15 protein-coding genes are annotated in these 16,113 nt (G+C 37.4%); 10 read left to right on the top strand and 5 right to left on the bottom strand.

Translation table 11 applies throughout. The features are described 5' to 3' along the window. The first annotated feature begins 66 nt into the window (after positions 1-66). From WEEVI_RS02800 to WEEVI_RS11470, 9 genes are all read left to right on the top strand, one after another. Positions 67-873 (top strand): DUF2189 domain-containing protein, encoded by an 807-nt coding sequence (locus WEEVI_RS02800; protein ID WP_013597665.1) that lies wholly within the window; start codon positions 67-69, stop codon positions 871-873. An 85-nt stretch (positions 874-958) separates the two neighbouring features. Then, entirely contained in the window at positions 959-3,469 is a 2,511-nt protein-coding gene (gene topA / locus WEEVI_RS02795; RefSeq protein ID WP_013597664.1) for a type I DNA topoisomerase, read from the top strand. After that, complete coding sequence (locus WEEVI_RS02790; protein ID WP_013597663.1) at positions 3,469-4,608, top strand: arginase family protein; 1,140 nt, start codon at positions 3,469-3,471, stop codon at positions 4,606-4,608. The genes topA and WEEVI_RS02790 overlap by 1 nt, the downstream gene beginning before the upstream one ends. 106 nt (positions 4,609-4,714) lie before the next feature. Next, a complete protein-coding gene (gene porK, locus WEEVI_RS02785; RefSeq protein WP_013597662.1) occupies positions 4,715-6,178 on the top strand; it encodes a T9SS ring complex lipoprotein PorK/GldK in 1,464 nt (487 codons plus the stop codon). A 43-nt stretch (positions 6,179-6,221) separates the two neighbouring features. Next, the gene (porL, locus tag WEEVI_RS02780; protein ID WP_013597661.1) at positions 6,222-6,899 is read left to right on the top strand and encodes a type IX secretion system motor protein PorL/GldL; all 678 of its coding nucleotides are present in this window, start codon (positions 6,222-6,224) and stop codon (positions 6,897-6,899) included. A gap of 50 nt (positions 6,900-6,949) precedes the next feature. Further along, positions 6,950-8,509, top strand: a complete 1,560-nt coding sequence (gene porM / locus WEEVI_RS02775; RefSeq protein ID WP_013597660.1) for a type IX secretion system motor protein PorM/GldM — start codon at positions 6,950-6,952, stop codon at positions 8,507-8,509. 13 nt (positions 8,510-8,522) lie between these two features. Further along, a complete protein-coding gene (gene porN / locus WEEVI_RS02770) occupies positions 8,523-9,425 on the top strand; it encodes a type IX secretion system ring subunit PorN/GldN (protein WP_013597659.1) in 903 nt (300 codons plus the stop codon). A gap of 92 nt (positions 9,426-9,517) precedes the next feature. Continuing rightward, positions 9,518-9,739 (top strand): hypothetical protein, encoded by a 222-nt coding sequence (locus WEEVI_RS02765; protein WP_013597658.1) that lies wholly within the window; start codon positions 9,518-9,520, stop codon positions 9,737-9,739. Between the two features lie 86 nt (positions 9,740-9,825). Next, positions 9,826-9,948: a hypothetical protein gene (locus WEEVI_RS11470; RefSeq protein ID WP_260181942.1), complete on the top strand. Its 123-nt coding sequence runs from the start codon at positions 9,826-9,828 to the stop codon at positions 9,946-9,948. A gap of 198 nt (positions 9,949-10,146) precedes the next feature. Here the strand turns inward: WEEVI_RS11470 and WEEVI_RS02760 are convergent, their stop codons facing one another. The 5 genes from WEEVI_RS02760 to WEEVI_RS02740 form a co-directional block, all read right to left on the bottom strand. Next, the gene (locus WEEVI_RS02760) at positions 10,147-11,091 is read right to left on the bottom strand and encodes a transketolase family protein (protein WP_013597657.1); all 945 of its coding nucleotides are present in this window, start codon (positions 11,089-11,091) and stop codon (positions 10,147-10,149) included. A 26-nt stretch (positions 11,092-11,117) separates the two neighbouring features. Continuing rightward, positions 11,118-12,536, bottom strand: coding sequence for a hypothetical protein (locus WEEVI_RS02755; RefSeq protein ID WP_013597656.1), 1,419 nt, complete (start codon positions 12,534-12,536; stop codon positions 11,118-11,120). 29 nt (positions 12,537-12,565) lie between these two features. Then, entirely contained in the window at positions 12,566-13,411 is an 846-nt protein-coding gene (locus tag WEEVI_RS02750) for a transketolase (RefSeq protein WP_013597655.1), read from the bottom strand. An 86-nt stretch (positions 13,412-13,497) separates the two neighbouring features. Beyond that, on the bottom strand, positions 13,498-13,737 hold the full coding sequence (locus WEEVI_RS02745; RefSeq protein WP_013597654.1) for a hypothetical protein: 240 nt from the start codon (positions 13,735-13,737) through the stop codon (positions 13,498-13,500). Positions 13,738-13,906: 169 nt separating this feature from the next. Continuing rightward, entirely contained in the window at positions 13,907-15,442 is a 1,536-nt protein-coding gene (locus WEEVI_RS02740) for a sodium:solute symporter (protein ID WP_013597653.1), read from the bottom strand. 53 nt (positions 15,443-15,495) lie between these two features. On the opposite strand from WEEVI_RS02740, the gene recR reads away from it, so the two are divergent. After that, positions 15,496-16,113 (top strand): recombination mediator RecR, encoded by a 618-nt coding sequence (gene recR / locus WEEVI_RS02735; protein ID WP_013597652.1) that lies wholly within the window; start codon positions 15,496-15,498, stop codon positions 16,111-16,113.

Raw genomic sequence — 16,113 nt, 5'->3', positions numbered from 1 at the left:
CAGTATATTTTTTTTTTGCATTGATATTAACATTTATTAGATTTGATATGATTTAAAAATAGAAAAATGAATCAAGAAGTACAACAAAGATTAAACGGGCTGACACCCGATAAAACACGTTTCAGTATAAGTGATGTTCTAAACGAAGCGTGGGAACTATTTGGTAAAGTTGCTCTATATGCTGTTTTTGCAACCTTGCTCTATTTCTTTTTATCTACTATAGTGACAATGGTTCTCGGAATGATTTTTCCCGTCGACCAAACCGAAATACAAATATTGTTAGAAAGTGATCGTCTCGATTTGGAATCTTTGCAGGAAGCTTTTGTAGATCAATTCAATCAGACTAATTACAAATTGACTGTGATAGCAAATTTTCTTCTCGCTTCATTATTGTATCCTATCATGTTTGGTGTTGTTTATTTGGCATATAAAAGAGATCAGAAACAAGTAATTGCTTTTGGCGATATTTTCTACGCATACAAAAATGGACTATTTCTCAAATCATTTACGTTGAGCATGTTGTCTATTGTTTTTATGTACATCGGGTTTAGTTTGTGCTTCGTGCCAGGTTTTGTTTTGTCGGCATTAATGATGTTAAGTGTTCCTTTTGCTTTGTTTACTAATCTAGATGCATTACAGGCAATCAAAGCAAGTTTCCGAGTAACCACTAAAAACTTTTCAGGATTCATTGGGATGTTATTTTTAATGGTCTTAATCTTAATTGTAGGTTTTTTAGTTTGCATTGTTGGTTTATTAGCAGCCTATCCACTGATTTATATTATTATGTATGTATTATACAAAAAAATTATAGGTTTTGAAATCATAGAAAACGCAAATTTTTTCGAAACCGAAATAAAAAATCCATACCAATAAAAAGGAGTTAGATAACAAGCTAAAAATAAGTTTTTGGTCTGTTTATTTTTTTGTCGTTACTTTTGCAAAAAAATATCTCAATCCTATGTCAAAAAATCTCGTAATAGTGGAGTCTCCCGCCAAAGCAAAAACCATTCAAGGTTTCTTGGGGAATGATTTTATTGTAGAGTCAAGTTTTGGTCATGTTGTCGACCTTCCTAAAAAAGGAATGGGAATAGAAATTGACAATGACTTTCAGCCCAACTACGAGGTTACGCCCGATAAAAAAGAAGTAGTTAAAAAGCTCAAAAGCTTATCAGACAAGGCAAAAGTTGTCTGGTTGGCATCGGATGAGGATCGTGAAGGGGAAGCGATTGCATGGCATTTGTATAATGAATTAGGATTAGACAAAAAAGAAACCAAGCGTATCGTTTTCAACGAAATTACCAAAAAAGCAATCCAACATGCAATCGAAAACCCAAGATCGATAGATATCAACTTGGTCAATGCACAACAAGCACGCCGTGTACTCGATCGACTGGTTGGGTTTGAAATGTCGCCTGTTCTATGGCGAAAAATAAAACCAGGACTTTCTGCTGGGCGTGTACAGTCGGTTTCGGTAAGATTAATCGTGGAGCGTGAAAAAGAAATTCAAGACTTTCAGCCGGTAGCCACTTTCTGTTTTGTTGCCACTTTCAGGACAGAAGAAAACAAAACATTACCGGCCAGCCTAACCCAAGAATTCGATAGTTTTGATCAAGCAAAAGAATTTATAGAAAGTTGTGTAGGAGCAAGCTATTCGGTAAAAGATTTACAGAAGAAACCAGCAAAAAGATCACCTTCTGCCCCTTTTACAACCTCTACATTACAACAAGAAGCATCAAGAAAATTAGGTTTTTCGGTTTCGCGAACAATGAGAGTTGCCCAGCAATTGTACGAGTCGGGATATATTACTTATATGAGAACCGACAGCGTGAATTTATCCGAAGATGCTTTGTCGGCTATCAAAAAAACTATTCAAACGCTATTCGGAGAAAAATACGCCTATAAAAGAAAATATACCAATAAAAATACTTCGGCACAAGAAGCTCATGAGGCTATCCGTCCGACCAATTTCGAGAATCAAACTATTCAGGCCGATGCTTCGATGAAGAAATTATATGATCTGATTTGGAAACGAACAGTCGCTTCTCAAATGGCCAATGCCGATTTAGAACGAACAATAATTGATATAGAAAACTCTAAAAATCAACAAATATTCCAGGCCAAAGGAGAAATAATTGTATTCGATGGTTTCCTGAAAGTTTATCAAGAAAGTTTAGATGACGAAGATATTGAAGACGATAAATCTATCCTACCAAAAGTATCTAAAGGAGAAAAATTAGACGTTTCTATAATCCAAGGGCAAGAAAAATTTACGCGTGCGCCGGCAAGATACACCGAAGCCTCTTTGGTGAAAAAGTTAGAAGAATTAGGTATCGGACGACCGTCAACTTATGCGCCGACTATTTCGACAATCCAAAATAGAGGATATGTTGAGGTAGGTGAAATCGAGGGGAAAAACAGGAATTACCGCGTTATACAACTGGAAAATGACACAATAACAACCGAAGTAAAAACCGAAGTATATGGAGCGGATCGACGAAAACTGATACCGACCGATATCGGAATTGTCGTAAACGATTTCTTGGTAGATTATTTTTCGAAAGTGTTGGATTATGATTTTACAGCGCATGTAGAAGAGAGTTTTGATAAAATTGCCGAAGGAAAACAGCAATGGACAAAAATGATCGAGCAATTCTATCAGAAATTTCATACGCAAGTAGAAGATGTAAAAGAGAATGCAGACAGAGCAACCGGGGAACGAGAGTTGGGTATAGATCCTGTTTCGGGTAAAAAAGTATATGCAAGAATAGGACGATTCGGTCCGATGATCCAGATAGGAGAAGCCGAAGATGAAGAAAAACCAAAATTTGCGAGTTTACTAAAAACGCAATCTATTCATCAAGTAACCTTAGAAGAAGCCCTGAAGCTTTTCGAGTTGCCAAAGAAATTGGGGAATTATAAAGGGTATGATTTGGAGGTGAATATTGGGCGATTTGGCCCGTATGTAAAATTCGATACCAAATATGTGTCGATCCCGAAAGAAGAAGATCCGATGGATATAACATTCGAACGCGCAGCTGAGTTGGTAGAAGAAAAGCTACAAGCCGATGCGCCAATTGCACAATACGAAGGGCAAGATGTTACCAAAGGAGTAGGGCGTTTTGGACCCTTTATCAAATGGCAAGAATGGTTTATCAATGTGCCTAAGAAGTACGATTTTGATCATCTTTCGCAAGCTGATATTGAGGAGCTTATCGAGGCCAAAAAGCAAAAAGAAAGCGAGCGAGTAGTTCGCGAATGGGTAGAAGAAGAAATTAGAATAGAAAAAGCCCGTTGGGGAAGATTCAATCTGATTCATGGTAAGAATAAAGTAGAGTTGAGCAAAGATACACCAGTAGTAGAGCTAACGTTGGATGAAGTGAAGAAGCTGTTAGGCTCTGATAAAACCAAAACAAAAACTGCAGCTAAGAAAACAAAAACAACGACTCAGAAAAGCATTAAAAAGAAATAATGTTCGAAGAATTTCTAAATCCGGTAAACGAAGAATTACAGAGTTTTGCTTTTTCTCAAAGTCCCTATAGCGTAGGACATTATGTACACTTTTATTATGACTTTGAAGATGAGAAAGAAGAAAACAAGACAAAAATTGCCCTTTTTGGTGTAAAGGAAAAAACCGACGATTACGATGTCGATTTTACGCTAATTCGCAAAGAATTCTACCAACTAAAAAAAGGAGATTGGGATTCTATTTTGGTAGATTTTGGAGATATAGAGCCAGGAGCAACTTTCGAGGACAGTTGTTTCGCCTTTCATCAAGTTCATCAGCGACTGCTAAAAAAAGGATTTGTTGTTATAGTCATCGGTAATTTGCCAGAATTCACTTACTTCCAATACCGTTCATTTGATGGGATTAGGAACAATGTAAATCTGAGCCTTGTCGATGCAAAATTTAGATTAGGTGATGATACTGAGATACTCAATAGCGAAAATATTTTGAGTAAAATAATCAGTCAACCACCCCATAATTTGTTCGAGTATACCCATTTTGGGCATCAGGCTTATTATGTTGCACAGGAAGAGCTAAATCTTATCGAGCATCTTAATTTTGATGTGATTCGTTTGGGAGATTTAATGAAAAAAATTCGTCGAGTAGAACCTTTTTTAAGAGAGTCGGATTTGCTGGCCATCGACTTATCATCCATTCAGGCAAGTGATTTTTTCTCGACTCCTCGCCCGATACCGAACGGTTTCAATGCTCGAGAAATATGTGCCTTGACCCGCTATGCGGGGAGCAGTCATAGCCTGCAATCGCTCTATATCTATAATTATATAGAAAAATTCAGATTGCCCGATCATTTATTATTCTCGCAAATGATTTGGTATTTTATAGATGGGCAAAATCATCAACCCGAAAAAGTTAGTTTTGATGATGAACACTATTTCGAGAAAATTCACGTTCCTACTGTAGAACAGGATTTAGTTTTTTACCATAATCTATATACCAATCAGTGGTGGATAGAAATAAAACGGTTAAATGATACGGCCGAAGATGGCATACATCGGGTACCTTGTCATAAAAAAGATTATATGCAAGCAGTTCGTGGCGAAGTGCCTGATAGATTTTGGAAATCTTTTAAAAAATTTTATTAAAAGATAATAATCTATTAAACTAAACGTTAGTACTATTGCAATAAATTTTTTTGTAAATAATAAATAATTAATAGTTTTACACTTGCTTAAAATAAAACAAAGTAGAATGAGAAGAATTTTGGTAACAACCATGTTATTATCATTGTCAGCAGCAACTTTTACATCATGTAATAAGTTGAAAAAAATGGGAAGAAGTGGTAATAACGATGGTCAAATCGTTTCTAAACAATCTTCAGCATGGAGCCCAGAACGTCCGAAAGGGATGGTGCCCATTCCAGGAGGATCATTTGTGTTAGGACAAACAGATTACGATTTTACATTTGAGAACGATGCTCCGGTGCGTACAGTTTCTGTAACAGGTTTCTTTATGGACGATACCGAGATTACCAATTCGCAATATCAGATTTTTGTTGGTTATGTAAAGGATTCAATTGCACGGACACGCTTGGCGGAAAGAGCAGAACAATTAGGGTTTAATGCAACGAATCCTGGCGGAAATACCGGTGGTGGAATTGCAAGTTATAGCTTTGTATCTGGGTCGCAAGACGGACAAGGAACACCGTATGATGAGTATCTACAAATGAATTCTACTGGTCGTGAAGGCAGTGCAACTACAAATGCCGATGCAAGAAAGTTGAATTGGGACATACCTTTGGTGTGGGAAAAATACGAATACCCAGATGTGGATTATGCAGAAGTAATGGAAGGCCTATATTATCCACCAGAAGAGCGTTTCAATGGTGAGCGTTTGATCGATACCCGTAAGCTAAATTACAGTTATGTATGGGTAGACCAAGAAGCAGCGGCTAAAAAACAAGGAGCATATCGTATAGATTTCCGTAGAGAAGAAGTGGTAAATGTATATCCAGATACTACGGTTTGGGTAAGAGACTTCAATTATTCATACAACGATCCGATGCATCAAAACTACTTTTGGCACGAAGCATATGCTTCTTATCCAGTAGTTGGAGTCAATTGGAATCAAGCAATGGCTTTTTCGGCCTACCGTACCAAAAGACATAATGACTTTTTGAGCAGAAAGGCTAAACGAGGAAAAGCTAAAAAAGTAATCGATTATCGTTTGCCTACGGAAATCGAGTGGGAATATGCAGCACGTGGAGGATTGCAAAATGCACCATACCCATGGGGAGGTCCTTATCTGACAGACGATAGAGGATGTTATTTAGCCAACTTCAAACCAAAACGTGGAGACTATATGGAAATCACCGAAGGTAAAAAAACAGGCTATATGTATACGGCTCCAGTAAAAACCTTTAAGCCAAACGGTTATGGTTTGTATGATATGGCGGGGAATGTTGCCGAGTGGACTTTATCACCGTATAATAGATCATTTTATCAGATGTCATCTACACTAAATCCAAGTATCGGGCGAAATGGTGACAATAATATTGCCGTACGTGGAGGATCGTGGAAAGATATTGGGTATTTACTAATGGTTTCTGCACGCGATTGGGAACATAAAGATTCTGCACGCTCGTATATCGGATTCCGTACAATACAACCTTTCCCAGAAGGAGCTAAAGTAAACTTTAGAACAAGAAAGAAATAAGAAAACCTATACTCTAAATAAGAATTTAATACAGAACACAATTATGGCAGCACAAGCTACAAAACAAGAAAGATTAACAAATTTTCTTTATAACTTTTTCGCCGCAGTAGTAATTATTGGGGCACTATGTAAAATCACGCATACAAGTCCTCTAGGGATTAGTGCCAATATTATCTTATCAATCGGATTAGTGGCAGAAGCACTCGTCTTTATGTATGCTGCATTTTTTGATAAACCTTCTGGAGAGTATGATTGGGAAGTTGTTTACCCAGAACTGGTAGATGGAAAAGCCAGAGTAAATCGCTCTGCACAAGCAGTTGTAGGAGCAGGAAATAATTTGACAGCAGAGCTGGATAAAGTTTTGGCTGAAGCAAAATTAGATAAAGAAGTTTTCGAACGCTTACGTACATCATTGGATAAATTTGGATCGGCTGTAAGTGAGCTAAATACTACAACTTCTGCCGTTGCTTCTACCGAAAAATATGGAGCAGAAATGTTGAAGGCGTCAGAAAACATTAGTTCTTTGAATACCTTATATGCGCAACAAATCGAGAATAGCAGAAAACAAGTAGAACTTAATAAGCAGTTTATCGAAGAGATGCAAAAATCTTCTGGTAGCTCAGAGCAATTCCTGAAAGAAATGCAATCGTTATCAGAAAACATCAATGCATTGAACAAAGTTTACGGAGGTATGTTGAACGCAATGCGCGTAAATCAATAATATCCTACCCAATCATAAACAACTTATTATTAACACTACGATAAAATAAAATGGCAGGAAAAAGACTAACTGGTCGTCAGAAGATGATCAACCTAATGTATCTTGTATTCATTGCAATGATGGCGATGAATGTGGATCGTGAGGTGTTGCGGTCTTTTGAGAGTATCAATATTACCCTTGAAGAATCGGCAAAATTAACCGCTGATAACAACGCAACCTTCTATCAACAAATTAAGAAAAAAGCAGAAGAAGACCCAGCCTACCAAGTTACCGATGAAAAAGCCGGTTTGGTAAAAGCAAAAACTAATGAATTTGTAAACTTTATCGATAGTCTGAAAAAAGAATTAATCGGTACCGATTACATAGCAGGTGCAGAAGATACCGATTACAACTCATTACAGAATACAGAACCTATCGTATCTCTACTTTTCAAAGGAGGAAAAGCAGATAATGGAAACCAAAAAGGTCAAGAGTTGGTAAAAAGAATCAACGAATTTCAGAAATTTCTTTTAGGATATGTAGGGAATGATCAATCATCAAGAAACAGTATACTTTCATTTTTCAATACCGAATCGAAAAGTAAAAAACAGAATTGGTTGAATGAAAAATTCTATGACCAGCCGATGGTTGCTGCATTGACAAACTTTACTAAATTACAAGTAGATGCTCGTACACTAGAGGGAAACATCGTTCGCGATCTATTATCAGGTAAATTGAAAGAGAAAATCGAACTCAACGCATTCGAAGGACTTTTCTTATCTCCTGGAATAGTAGAACAAGGATCAGACGTTGCTCTGAACGTTGTATTAGGAGCCTATGACAATAGCCTTACAGGTAGTGTCGCAACTAGTGCAGGAAACGCACAAATCGTGAACGGAAAAGCAACTCTGAAATTGAATACCGGTTCTATCGGAATTCATAAACTAACGGGTTCTTTAACGTATAGGGATGCAGATGGAGAAAACAAAACCGTACAAATTGTTCCATCTACCTACCAAGTAGTTGCGCAAACTTCTGATGTGAAATTCAAAGAAGTTATAGAGAAGGATCCAACAGGAGGTTCTATTGTTGCCGATAATTTACGTGTAGTTTACCGTGGAGTAAGTAACCCAATTTCTGCAACCATCAATGGAGCCAACAGTGCAGTAAGCCTTACAGCCTCTTCGGGTAGCTTATCGGGTGCAGGAGCCAACAAATGGAACTATACCCCTGCAGGTGGAAGCGAAGTAGTGTTCACAGCATCGGCCAAAGCAAGTTCGGGTAGAACAATTTCGGTAAGAGAAACATTCAGAATCAAACCTGTTCCGCCAGCACGTGGTCATATTTTAGGACAAACTTCACAAGCCATTCCAGCCAATGGTCTTGCTGGGCAAACTGTACGTATAGATTGGCCAGATTTCTTGTTCCCGATCACGGGTGAGGTAACTTCGTTCAACGTAAAAGTTCCGGGGCAACCAACTGTTAGAGTTTCAGGAAACAAGATGAGTGGAGCAGCAGCTGCACTAAGTAAAGCACAAAAAGGAGACGTGGTAGGCGTATTCGATATTAAGTATAAAACAAACTCAGGTCAGTCTGGAGAAGCATCTTCAGTGACGATTGAGGTAAGATAAAATAGATATAGATATGAAGAATCTTTTGTTTGGCATCATGAGTTTTCTCTCTGTCGCAACATATGCACAAAGTATATTGAATGCGAAAAGCCCAGAAGAATTGAGAAAGCAACGTGCCGATTTGGTGAAAGTTGATGCTGCAGGTGACTCTATTAGTTTAGCAGTAAAACCATTAGAATATGGGTATACAGAAGAAAAAGATGTAATATGGTCGAAAGTGGTTTGGGAAGTTATTGATCTTAACGAGCGTCTCAATCAACCCTATTATAGACAAACTGACGGTTTGGTACAAGAATCAGCTTCTTTGTATGATGCGTTGGTAGAAGGAATCAGAAGTGGTAAAATTACCGAAGTGTATGATGATGAATTCTTCAAACAAAAAATGACGTATGATCAAATTATGGCGCGTGCGGAGAAAGTGGATACAACCGATTTCTACCGTCAACAAGTAGAAGCAGGTGAAACACCAGACGAAGGAGGGATCTTCCGATTCAATATCGATACACAAGACATCAAAATGATCAAAGTAAAAGGTATGTGGTACATCGATAAACGTTTGGGCGAAATGCGCTATCGTTTATTAGGCCTGTCGATTATGGGACCGGATGCACAAACTTTAGGAACCGAATTCAACGATGGTGAGTTTGTGGATCTTTTCTGGATTTATTATCCTGGAGCACGTGATGTTTTAGCCAACTATAAAGTGTTTAACCCAAACAACTCTTCATCAAGTATTTCGTACGATGATATGTTGAATGCACGCCGATTTTCATCGGTAATCTACAAAGCTCAAACCGCTTATGGTAACCGTCCGATCGAGGATTATATACCAAAAGATGCCAAAGGTCAGCTAGAAGAAAATGATCGAATCAGAGAGAGTATTCTACAATCAGAAGCCGATATGTGGCATTATTAATGAAATAATAAAGTATTCATCTATAAAAAAAATCGTGAACGGTTAGCGTTCACGATTTTTTTATTAGGTAAGGGAGAATAATTGAAATCAATATGGTACCTAATCAATCGGGTGTTCAGCGATATGTTTTTGCTGGACTATATGACTCTAAAACCATGAGTGTTTATAGTACGGGTAAGATCACTATGGGAACCGATAAATATGATCTTTCTGGTTATCGCCTTTTTGTGAAAGATGGAATAAAAACAATACACCTATACGTTGAAGTTGCATCTGTCAATCAGTGGGCAGATCCAAATTTTATGTTCTGTTAGATTATTAATATTATACCAATTAGGTTTTTAAAGTGTTCGAAATTCCGATTTTCATCTTTAATCCACGTTATCAGAAATCTCAAAGTATGCACACAACTCTCTCTTCTCACTTTGCCGAAAACACCGCCGGAATTGTTACCTTTGGTGCGCTTAGTGGCGGAGTAGGTTCTGCCTTATCGGGTGGTAATTTCTTTGAGGGTGTAAAATAAACTGGGTCATTGATAATAAATGAATATATTATTTTTGACAGAGCATTTATTTATGTAAATCATTATCTATACCAATGCGTATTTTTAGAGTGCACGAAATTCACTTTCTACATTCTTTAATATTGTTTGTGTATCGATATATTCATCAAAAAAAACCTGCATACTGCAGGCTTTTTATTCTTTATAAGCGATGAGAAGTTAGAATAAACTTTTCACTTTTTCGATCACTGCATTCGAATCGATTTCATATTTTTTCATCAATTCGGCAGGAGTACCACTTTCGCCAAAAGTATCGTTTACCGCTACAAAAGCTTGTTTGGTCGGGTGTTTTCTTGCTAAAAGTCCGGCAACAGATTCGCCCAAACCTCCTAAATAGTTATGCTCTTCTGCTGTCACTATTCGATCAGTTTTCTTCACCGAATTCAGAATTATCTCTTCATCCAATGGTTTTATTGTATGGATGTTGATTAACTCGCAAGAAATTCCTTCTTTTTCTAAAGCATCAATAGCAACCATTGCTTCCCATACCAAATGTCCAGTCGCAACGATCGTGACGTCTTTTCCTTCGTGCATCAAAATACCTTTTCCGATCTCGAATTTCTGATCAGCTGGCGTGAAAACGGGTACAGCAGGTCGACCAAAGCGTAGATAAACTGGTCCTTCGTACTCGGCAATTGCCAAGGTTGCAGCTTTGGTTTGGTTATAATCGCACGGATTGATAACAACCATTCCGGGCAACATTTTCATCAAACCAATATCTTCTAACGTTTGATGCGTTGCACCGTCTTCACCCAAAGTTAGTCCTGCGTGAGAGGCACAAATTTTTACATTCTTATTAGAATAAGCTATCGATTGACGAATTTGATCGTACACACGCGCCGTCGAAAATTCGGCAAAAGTACCGGTAAATGGAATCTTCCCGCCAATCGTAAGACCGGCTGCAATGCCCATCATATTGGCTTCTGCAATCCCTATCTGGAAAAATCTATCCGGATTTTCTTTGATGAATTGGTCCATTTTTAGCGAGCCTACCAAGTCAGCACAAAGGGCAACAACATTCGGGTTATTGCGGCCTAGCTCGGTAAGTCCGTCGCCAAATCCACTTCGGGTATCTTTCTTTTCAGAAAACTCTAAATTGATCATTTTATGTGTTTGTTTTTATTTAGTTATTAATCTAATCGATCTAAATAATCGGTTAGTTTTTGTTTGTCTTTATTGTTTAAGTTAGGGTATGTTTTGTGTAATTCTAGCATACTTCTACGTAAAGCGTCGATTGTGCCTTTCATGTAAACGTTGCCGCTATATTCTGAGATGTACAAATCGCACACTTGTCCAGCATAGTTTAGTAAAAGATCTTTCACTTGCGCATTGTCGAAATTAGGAACGCCTTCTCGAACATTGGTACAATAGTCCGGAATAGCTTTTAGCATCGATGAGTCTACATAGTCTATCGCCAAACTCATGTCTTTTATCGATTGTTGTTTGTATGATGATTCGTACGGTCTAATCTCTTCATAAGCATAAGCTGCTGCACTATCAACGGCTGCATACGCTGCATCGTAATCAGAAGTATCCGTAAGTGTGGTTTTATAATCTTTCGATTCGTCCCACAAACGTTTCATTTCGGCTTTTAGTTCTTTCACTTCTTTCGATGAAATAAGCTTCGCTTTCTTTAGATCTTTTGGATAGGATTTGATTCGACTTTGTACATATTTATCAATCGTTTCTTTGTCATAATCCTCTACACCATCATAATTAGAATCGGTCATCATCCCACAAATTTCAGTTGCATAGCGAACTAAAAAAGGTTGAGTTTTACTTTCTAAATCATCTTGATAGTACGAACAAATCGGCGTATAATACACGAAATTTGGTTCATAAGCGGCAGAATCTAAATCTTCATAGCTCCATTCGATGTTATTGATAGAATCTTCTTTGATTTTATAGTCTGCTAAAATAGTATTGAATTTCTCCAAATTCTTCTCAAAATCAAAATCAACTTTCACGCTGATTGTTTTTTCAGAACTTAAAACCAAAGGATTCTCGGAACTATTCATACCAAAAGCAACCAACAAACCATCTTTATCAACATTCGGGAAGAGAGATTGCACGTTTTTATAAGGACTGCTCTCATCGATACAAAAATAGACCGATTGTCCTAAAAAATCTGATGCTTCTCCTTCTATAGTAGCCATATACTCTTGACAACTTTTGCCGTTAAAAGTTTGTTTAGAGTCTAAACTTTCTAAAGTTTTGGGTGAAATAAATAACTGACTAAATGATTCGATGTTACTGCTCGAATAGAAATTAAAATTTTCTGATACTTCTAAGGTATTCATCAACGGTGGTGTGTCTACAAGAATCAATCGACCTTTGTTCAATACCGCATTGCTGAAGTAATTAGGAGTGAAACCAATAAAGTTATTGTGATTGGTTTTGTCAGTCATTACCGTAATCTTAATATTTACATCAGTAACCTTTTGTTGCTGATAGGTAAGAAGTTTTGTAAATTCTATAGAGTTTTTGTTTTGTCCGAAAACCAGACAATTCGTGGCAACTAAACCGAAGATGAAAAGAATTTTTCTCATACGCTTGTTTGGGTTGTTTTTTATGATGCTTAATAATCCCCTAATGGGGTGACTGGGTTTTGTTGCAATGCGCTTTCTAATTGTTCGTCATTCGGTGCTTTCCCATGCCATGCATGTGTCCCCATCATATAATCAACACCATTCCCCATTTCGGTATGCAATAGAATTGCCACCGGTTTTCCTTTTCCGGTTGCGGCTTTTGCTTGCTCTAAGGTTTGTAATATTTTTTCTAAATCATTACCTTCTTCTTGGTTGAACACTACCCATCCGAAAGCTTCTAATTTCGCTTGTAAATCTCCTAAAGGCATAACTTGGTCGGTGTCTCCATCTATCTGGCGACCGTTGTAATCGATTGTGGCAATAATATTGTCTACATTTTTTCCGGCAGCATACATAAAAGCCTCCCAAATTTGTCCCTCTTGTAATTCTCCATCACCGTGAAGTGTATAGATAAGATGGTTGTCTTTGTTTAGTTTCTTAGCCTGTGCAGCGCCCAAAGCAACCGACAATCCTTGTCCCAAAGATCCCGATGCAATACGGACTCCTGGTAAATGATCGTGGGTAGTAGGATGACCTTGCAAACGCGAATTTAATTTTCTGAAGGTGGCCAATTCTTCTACCGAAAAAAAACCGTTACGCGCCAAAACGCTGTAAAGTACTGGCGAAATATGTCCGTTTGATAAGAAGAAAAGATCTTCATTTTTTCCATCCATATCAAATTTGGTAGAATAATTCATTTGTTTACCGTATAAGGCAACCAAAAATTCTGCACATCCTAAAGATCCGCCTGGGTGACCGCTGTTTACGGCATGTACCATGCGAAGAATGTCTCGACGTACTTGTACAACTTGTGTTTGTAATTCTTGAAGTGTCATGTTTTGTTTGTTAATGCTTATGTAAAATTAATTGAACTTTTTGTCAGCTCACTCATTGTTTTCAGTAAGATGTTTTGGGTAGGATATTATACTTGCTCGTACCAAACTGCCCGATGAGGACGAAGCTCATCACGAACTTTCATCATCTGACTTTCGTCGACTACGACAAAAGCTATTGTGTGTAAATCTGTCTGTTTATCTAGGTTTGCAAAGCCTTCTAGTTTTTCTTTTGCCAAATATTCGTTGAGATGAATCACGTGATGTTCGGCAATTTTTTCTGCTTCGGGTCCGCGAAAATCCCAAATCATTTTTAGTTGTTTATTCATGGTCTAAAGGTACAAAAAAACAAAATTTCTTTACCGAGCTCTTCGATCAAATATTTCTCCTTTTTTTTTATGGCATCCAAAATAAAATCGGTAAGATGAATGGTTAACTTCTTTGTGTTTTTATATTTCATCCTACCGAATATATCATTCTAATTAATTTCTATGAAAATTATTTTACGATTGTTTGGGTTTCTTGACGTTTATTACTCAATAAATACAAGCCGAGAAAGGTGAGGAATCCGTTAAGGATAATGAGTTCTACGCCAATTTTATAATCCGAATTATGTGTTACCCAATAATTGATACAATAGCTGAGAATGGGTGCTAATAGGGTTACTCCTAAAATTCCCCATTTTATATGTATGCTTCGTTTCGTGAGAATCCCGAAAGCAAAAAGACCCAGTAGAGGACCATACGTATAGCCGGCAACTTCCATGATGAGATAAACAATCGATTTATCGTTGATGGCTTTGAAAATTAAGATCAGTAGAAAGAAGATTATGGTAAATGTAAGATGAACTTTTAGTCGGGTGCTTTTCTTTTGTTTTTCGGTTTTGCTTGTATCTTCGTTTAGTTTTAATAAATCTACACAAAAAGAGCTTGTTATAGCTGTTAGCGCACCATCTGCAGATGGGAAGAGTGCCGAAATTAGGCCGATTATGAAAATTACGGATAAAAATAACGGGAAATATCCTTGTAATGAAAGCGCAGGGAAGAGGTCGTCGCCCATGACATTTTCTCCACCTTGATGTAAGAAAAAACCGTTTTCGGTATAGAAACCTCCGTTTTGCATCGAGTAAATATAAAGTAATCCACCTAAAAACAAGAAGGCTATGTTGACGAAAAGTAAGGTTCCGGCAAAGGTTAGCATATTTTTTTTCGAGTTGTGTAGATTGTCAACAGAGATGTTTTTTTGCATCATTTCTTGGTCCAGGCCTGTCATGGCAATGGTAATGAAAATCCCGCCGAGTAATGTTTTGAGAAAATAAGTTTTTGAGTTGATATCGGTATTGATAAAATGCGTATAGTTTTGTTCTTTTAATTGGTTAAAAGCTTGATTAACAGATAGGTCTAGATTGTTTAGGATGTAAACAATACAAATAATGAGACTCACAATCATAAAAGTAGTTTGCAATGTATCGGTAATCACAATTGTTTTCACTCCACCCTCGAAAGTGTAGAGCAAAATCATTACCAAAAGTATAAAAGTAGTTAACCAAAAAGGTATGCCTAATTGACCTAATAGAAATATTTGCAAGACATTGACTACGAGATATAGACGAGCCGTAGCACCGATGCCTCGAGAGATGATGAAAAATATCGATCCAATTTTATGTGCTTCAACATTGAATCTTTTTCCTAAATAGGTATAGATAGAAGTTAGATTCATCCGATAGTACAAGGGTAAAAGAACCAAGGCAACAATAAAATAACCTAAGAAAAAACCTATTACCATCATATAATATTCGAAACCGCCGTAGATATATTCTGTACCTGTGAGTTTCCCCACTGTACCAGGCACTGAAATAAAGGTAACACCGCTGAGTGATGTCCCGATCATTCCGAAGGCAACTAGCCACCATTTACTTTTTTTGTTTCCGATGAAAAACGACTGATTATCAGAGTTTCGACTTGTGTAATAGGAAATTACTAAAAGTCCCAAAAAATAGACAATTACACAGATAAGGATAAATGTTGTATTCATTAGCTATAGAAATATGCCCAAATTTAGTATTTTTGGCACAAGTAAACATCAAGATGAGCAATTATCCCAGTAAAGTTTTAGAGCGAGCGGTTAATGAGATGTCTCAACTGCCTGGTATTGGTAAAAGAACTGCTTTGCGCCTGGTCTTGCATATGCTCAACAGGCCACATACACAGACACTTCGATTGGCAGAAGCGCTCACACATTTGGTTGAGGATATACAATATTGCGAAACTTGTCATACGTTATCGGATACACCAATTTGCGAAATTTGTAGCAATCCTTTGCGCGATCATAGTATCATTTGTGTGGTAGAAGATGTGCGAGATGTGATGGCGATCGAAAATACGGGTCAATATCGAGGAGTTTACCATGTTTTGGGAGGGCGTATTTCTCCTATGGAAGGAATTGGGCCTTCTCAGCTAAAAATCGATTCACTGGTAAAAAGAGCGGCTGAAGAATCGACCAAAGAGATTATTTTTGCCTTAAGTTCTACGATGGAAGGAGATACAACTGTTTTTTATTTATTCAAACAGTTAAAAGATTTTCCTTTATTTTACACTACAATAGCAAGAGGAATTGGGGTAGGAGATGAGTTGGAGTATGCCGATGAAGCAACGCTGATTCGTTCTATCGAAAATAGAATTCCCTATTCAGAAACCAAATTATAA

Source organism: Weeksella virosa DSM 16922 (genome assembly GCF_000189415.1).
Lineage (GTDB): Bacteria > Bacteroidota > Bacteroidia > Flavobacteriales > Weeksellaceae > Weeksella > Weeksella virosa.
Note: the sequence above shows the minus strand (reverse complement) of the source record. Positions and strands in the feature narration are given on the sequence as shown.

Coding starts and splice junctions, on each gene's coding strand:
- WEEVI_RS02800 (WP_013597665.1), top strand. CDS start 67: ATGAATCAAGAAGTACAACAAAGATTAAACGGGCTGACACCCGATAAA.
- topA (WP_013597664.1), top strand. CDS start 959: ATGTCAAAAAATCTCGTAATAGTGGAGTCTCCCGCCAAAGCAAAAACC.
- WEEVI_RS02790 (WP_013597663.1), top strand. CDS start 3,469: ATGTTCGAAGAATTTCTAAATCCGGTAAACGAAGAATTACAGAGTTTT.
- porK (WP_013597662.1), top strand. CDS start 4,715: ATGAGAAGAATTTTGGTAACAACCATGTTATTATCATTGTCAGCAGCA.
- porL (WP_013597661.1), top strand. CDS start 6,222: ATGGCAGCACAAGCTACAAAACAAGAAAGATTAACAAATTTTCTTTAT.
- porM (WP_013597660.1), top strand. CDS start 6,950: ATGGCAGGAAAAAGACTAACTGGTCGTCAGAAGATGATCAACCTAATG.
- porN (WP_013597659.1), top strand. CDS start 8,523: ATGAAGAATCTTTTGTTTGGCATCATGAGTTTTCTCTCTGTCGCAACA.
- WEEVI_RS02765 (WP_013597658.1), top strand. CDS start 9,518: ATGGTACCTAATCAATCGGGTGTTCAGCGATATGTTTTTGCTGGACTA.
- WEEVI_RS11470 (WP_260181942.1), top strand. CDS start 9,826: ATGCACACAACTCTCTCTTCTCACTTTGCCGAAAACACCGCCGGAATT.
- WEEVI_RS02760 (WP_013597657.1), bottom strand. CDS start 11,091: ATGATCAATTTAGAGTTTTCTGAAAAGAAAGATACCCGAAGTGGATTT.
- WEEVI_RS02755 (WP_013597656.1), bottom strand. CDS start 12,536: ATGAGAAAAATTCTTTTCATCTTCGGTTTAGTTGCCACGAATTGTCTG.
- WEEVI_RS02750 (WP_013597655.1), bottom strand. CDS start 13,411: ATGACACTTCAAGAATTACAAACACAAGTTGTACAAGTACGTCGAGAC.
- WEEVI_RS02745 (WP_013597654.1), bottom strand. CDS start 13,737: ATGAATAAACAACTAAAAATGATTTGGGATTTTCGCGGACCCGAAGCA.
- WEEVI_RS02740 (WP_013597653.1), bottom strand. CDS start 15,442: ATGAATACAACATTTATCCTTATCTGTGTAATTGTCTATTTTTTGGGA.
- recR (WP_013597652.1), top strand. CDS start 15,496: ATGAGCAATTATCCCAGTAAAGTTTTAGAGCGAGCGGTTAATGAGATG.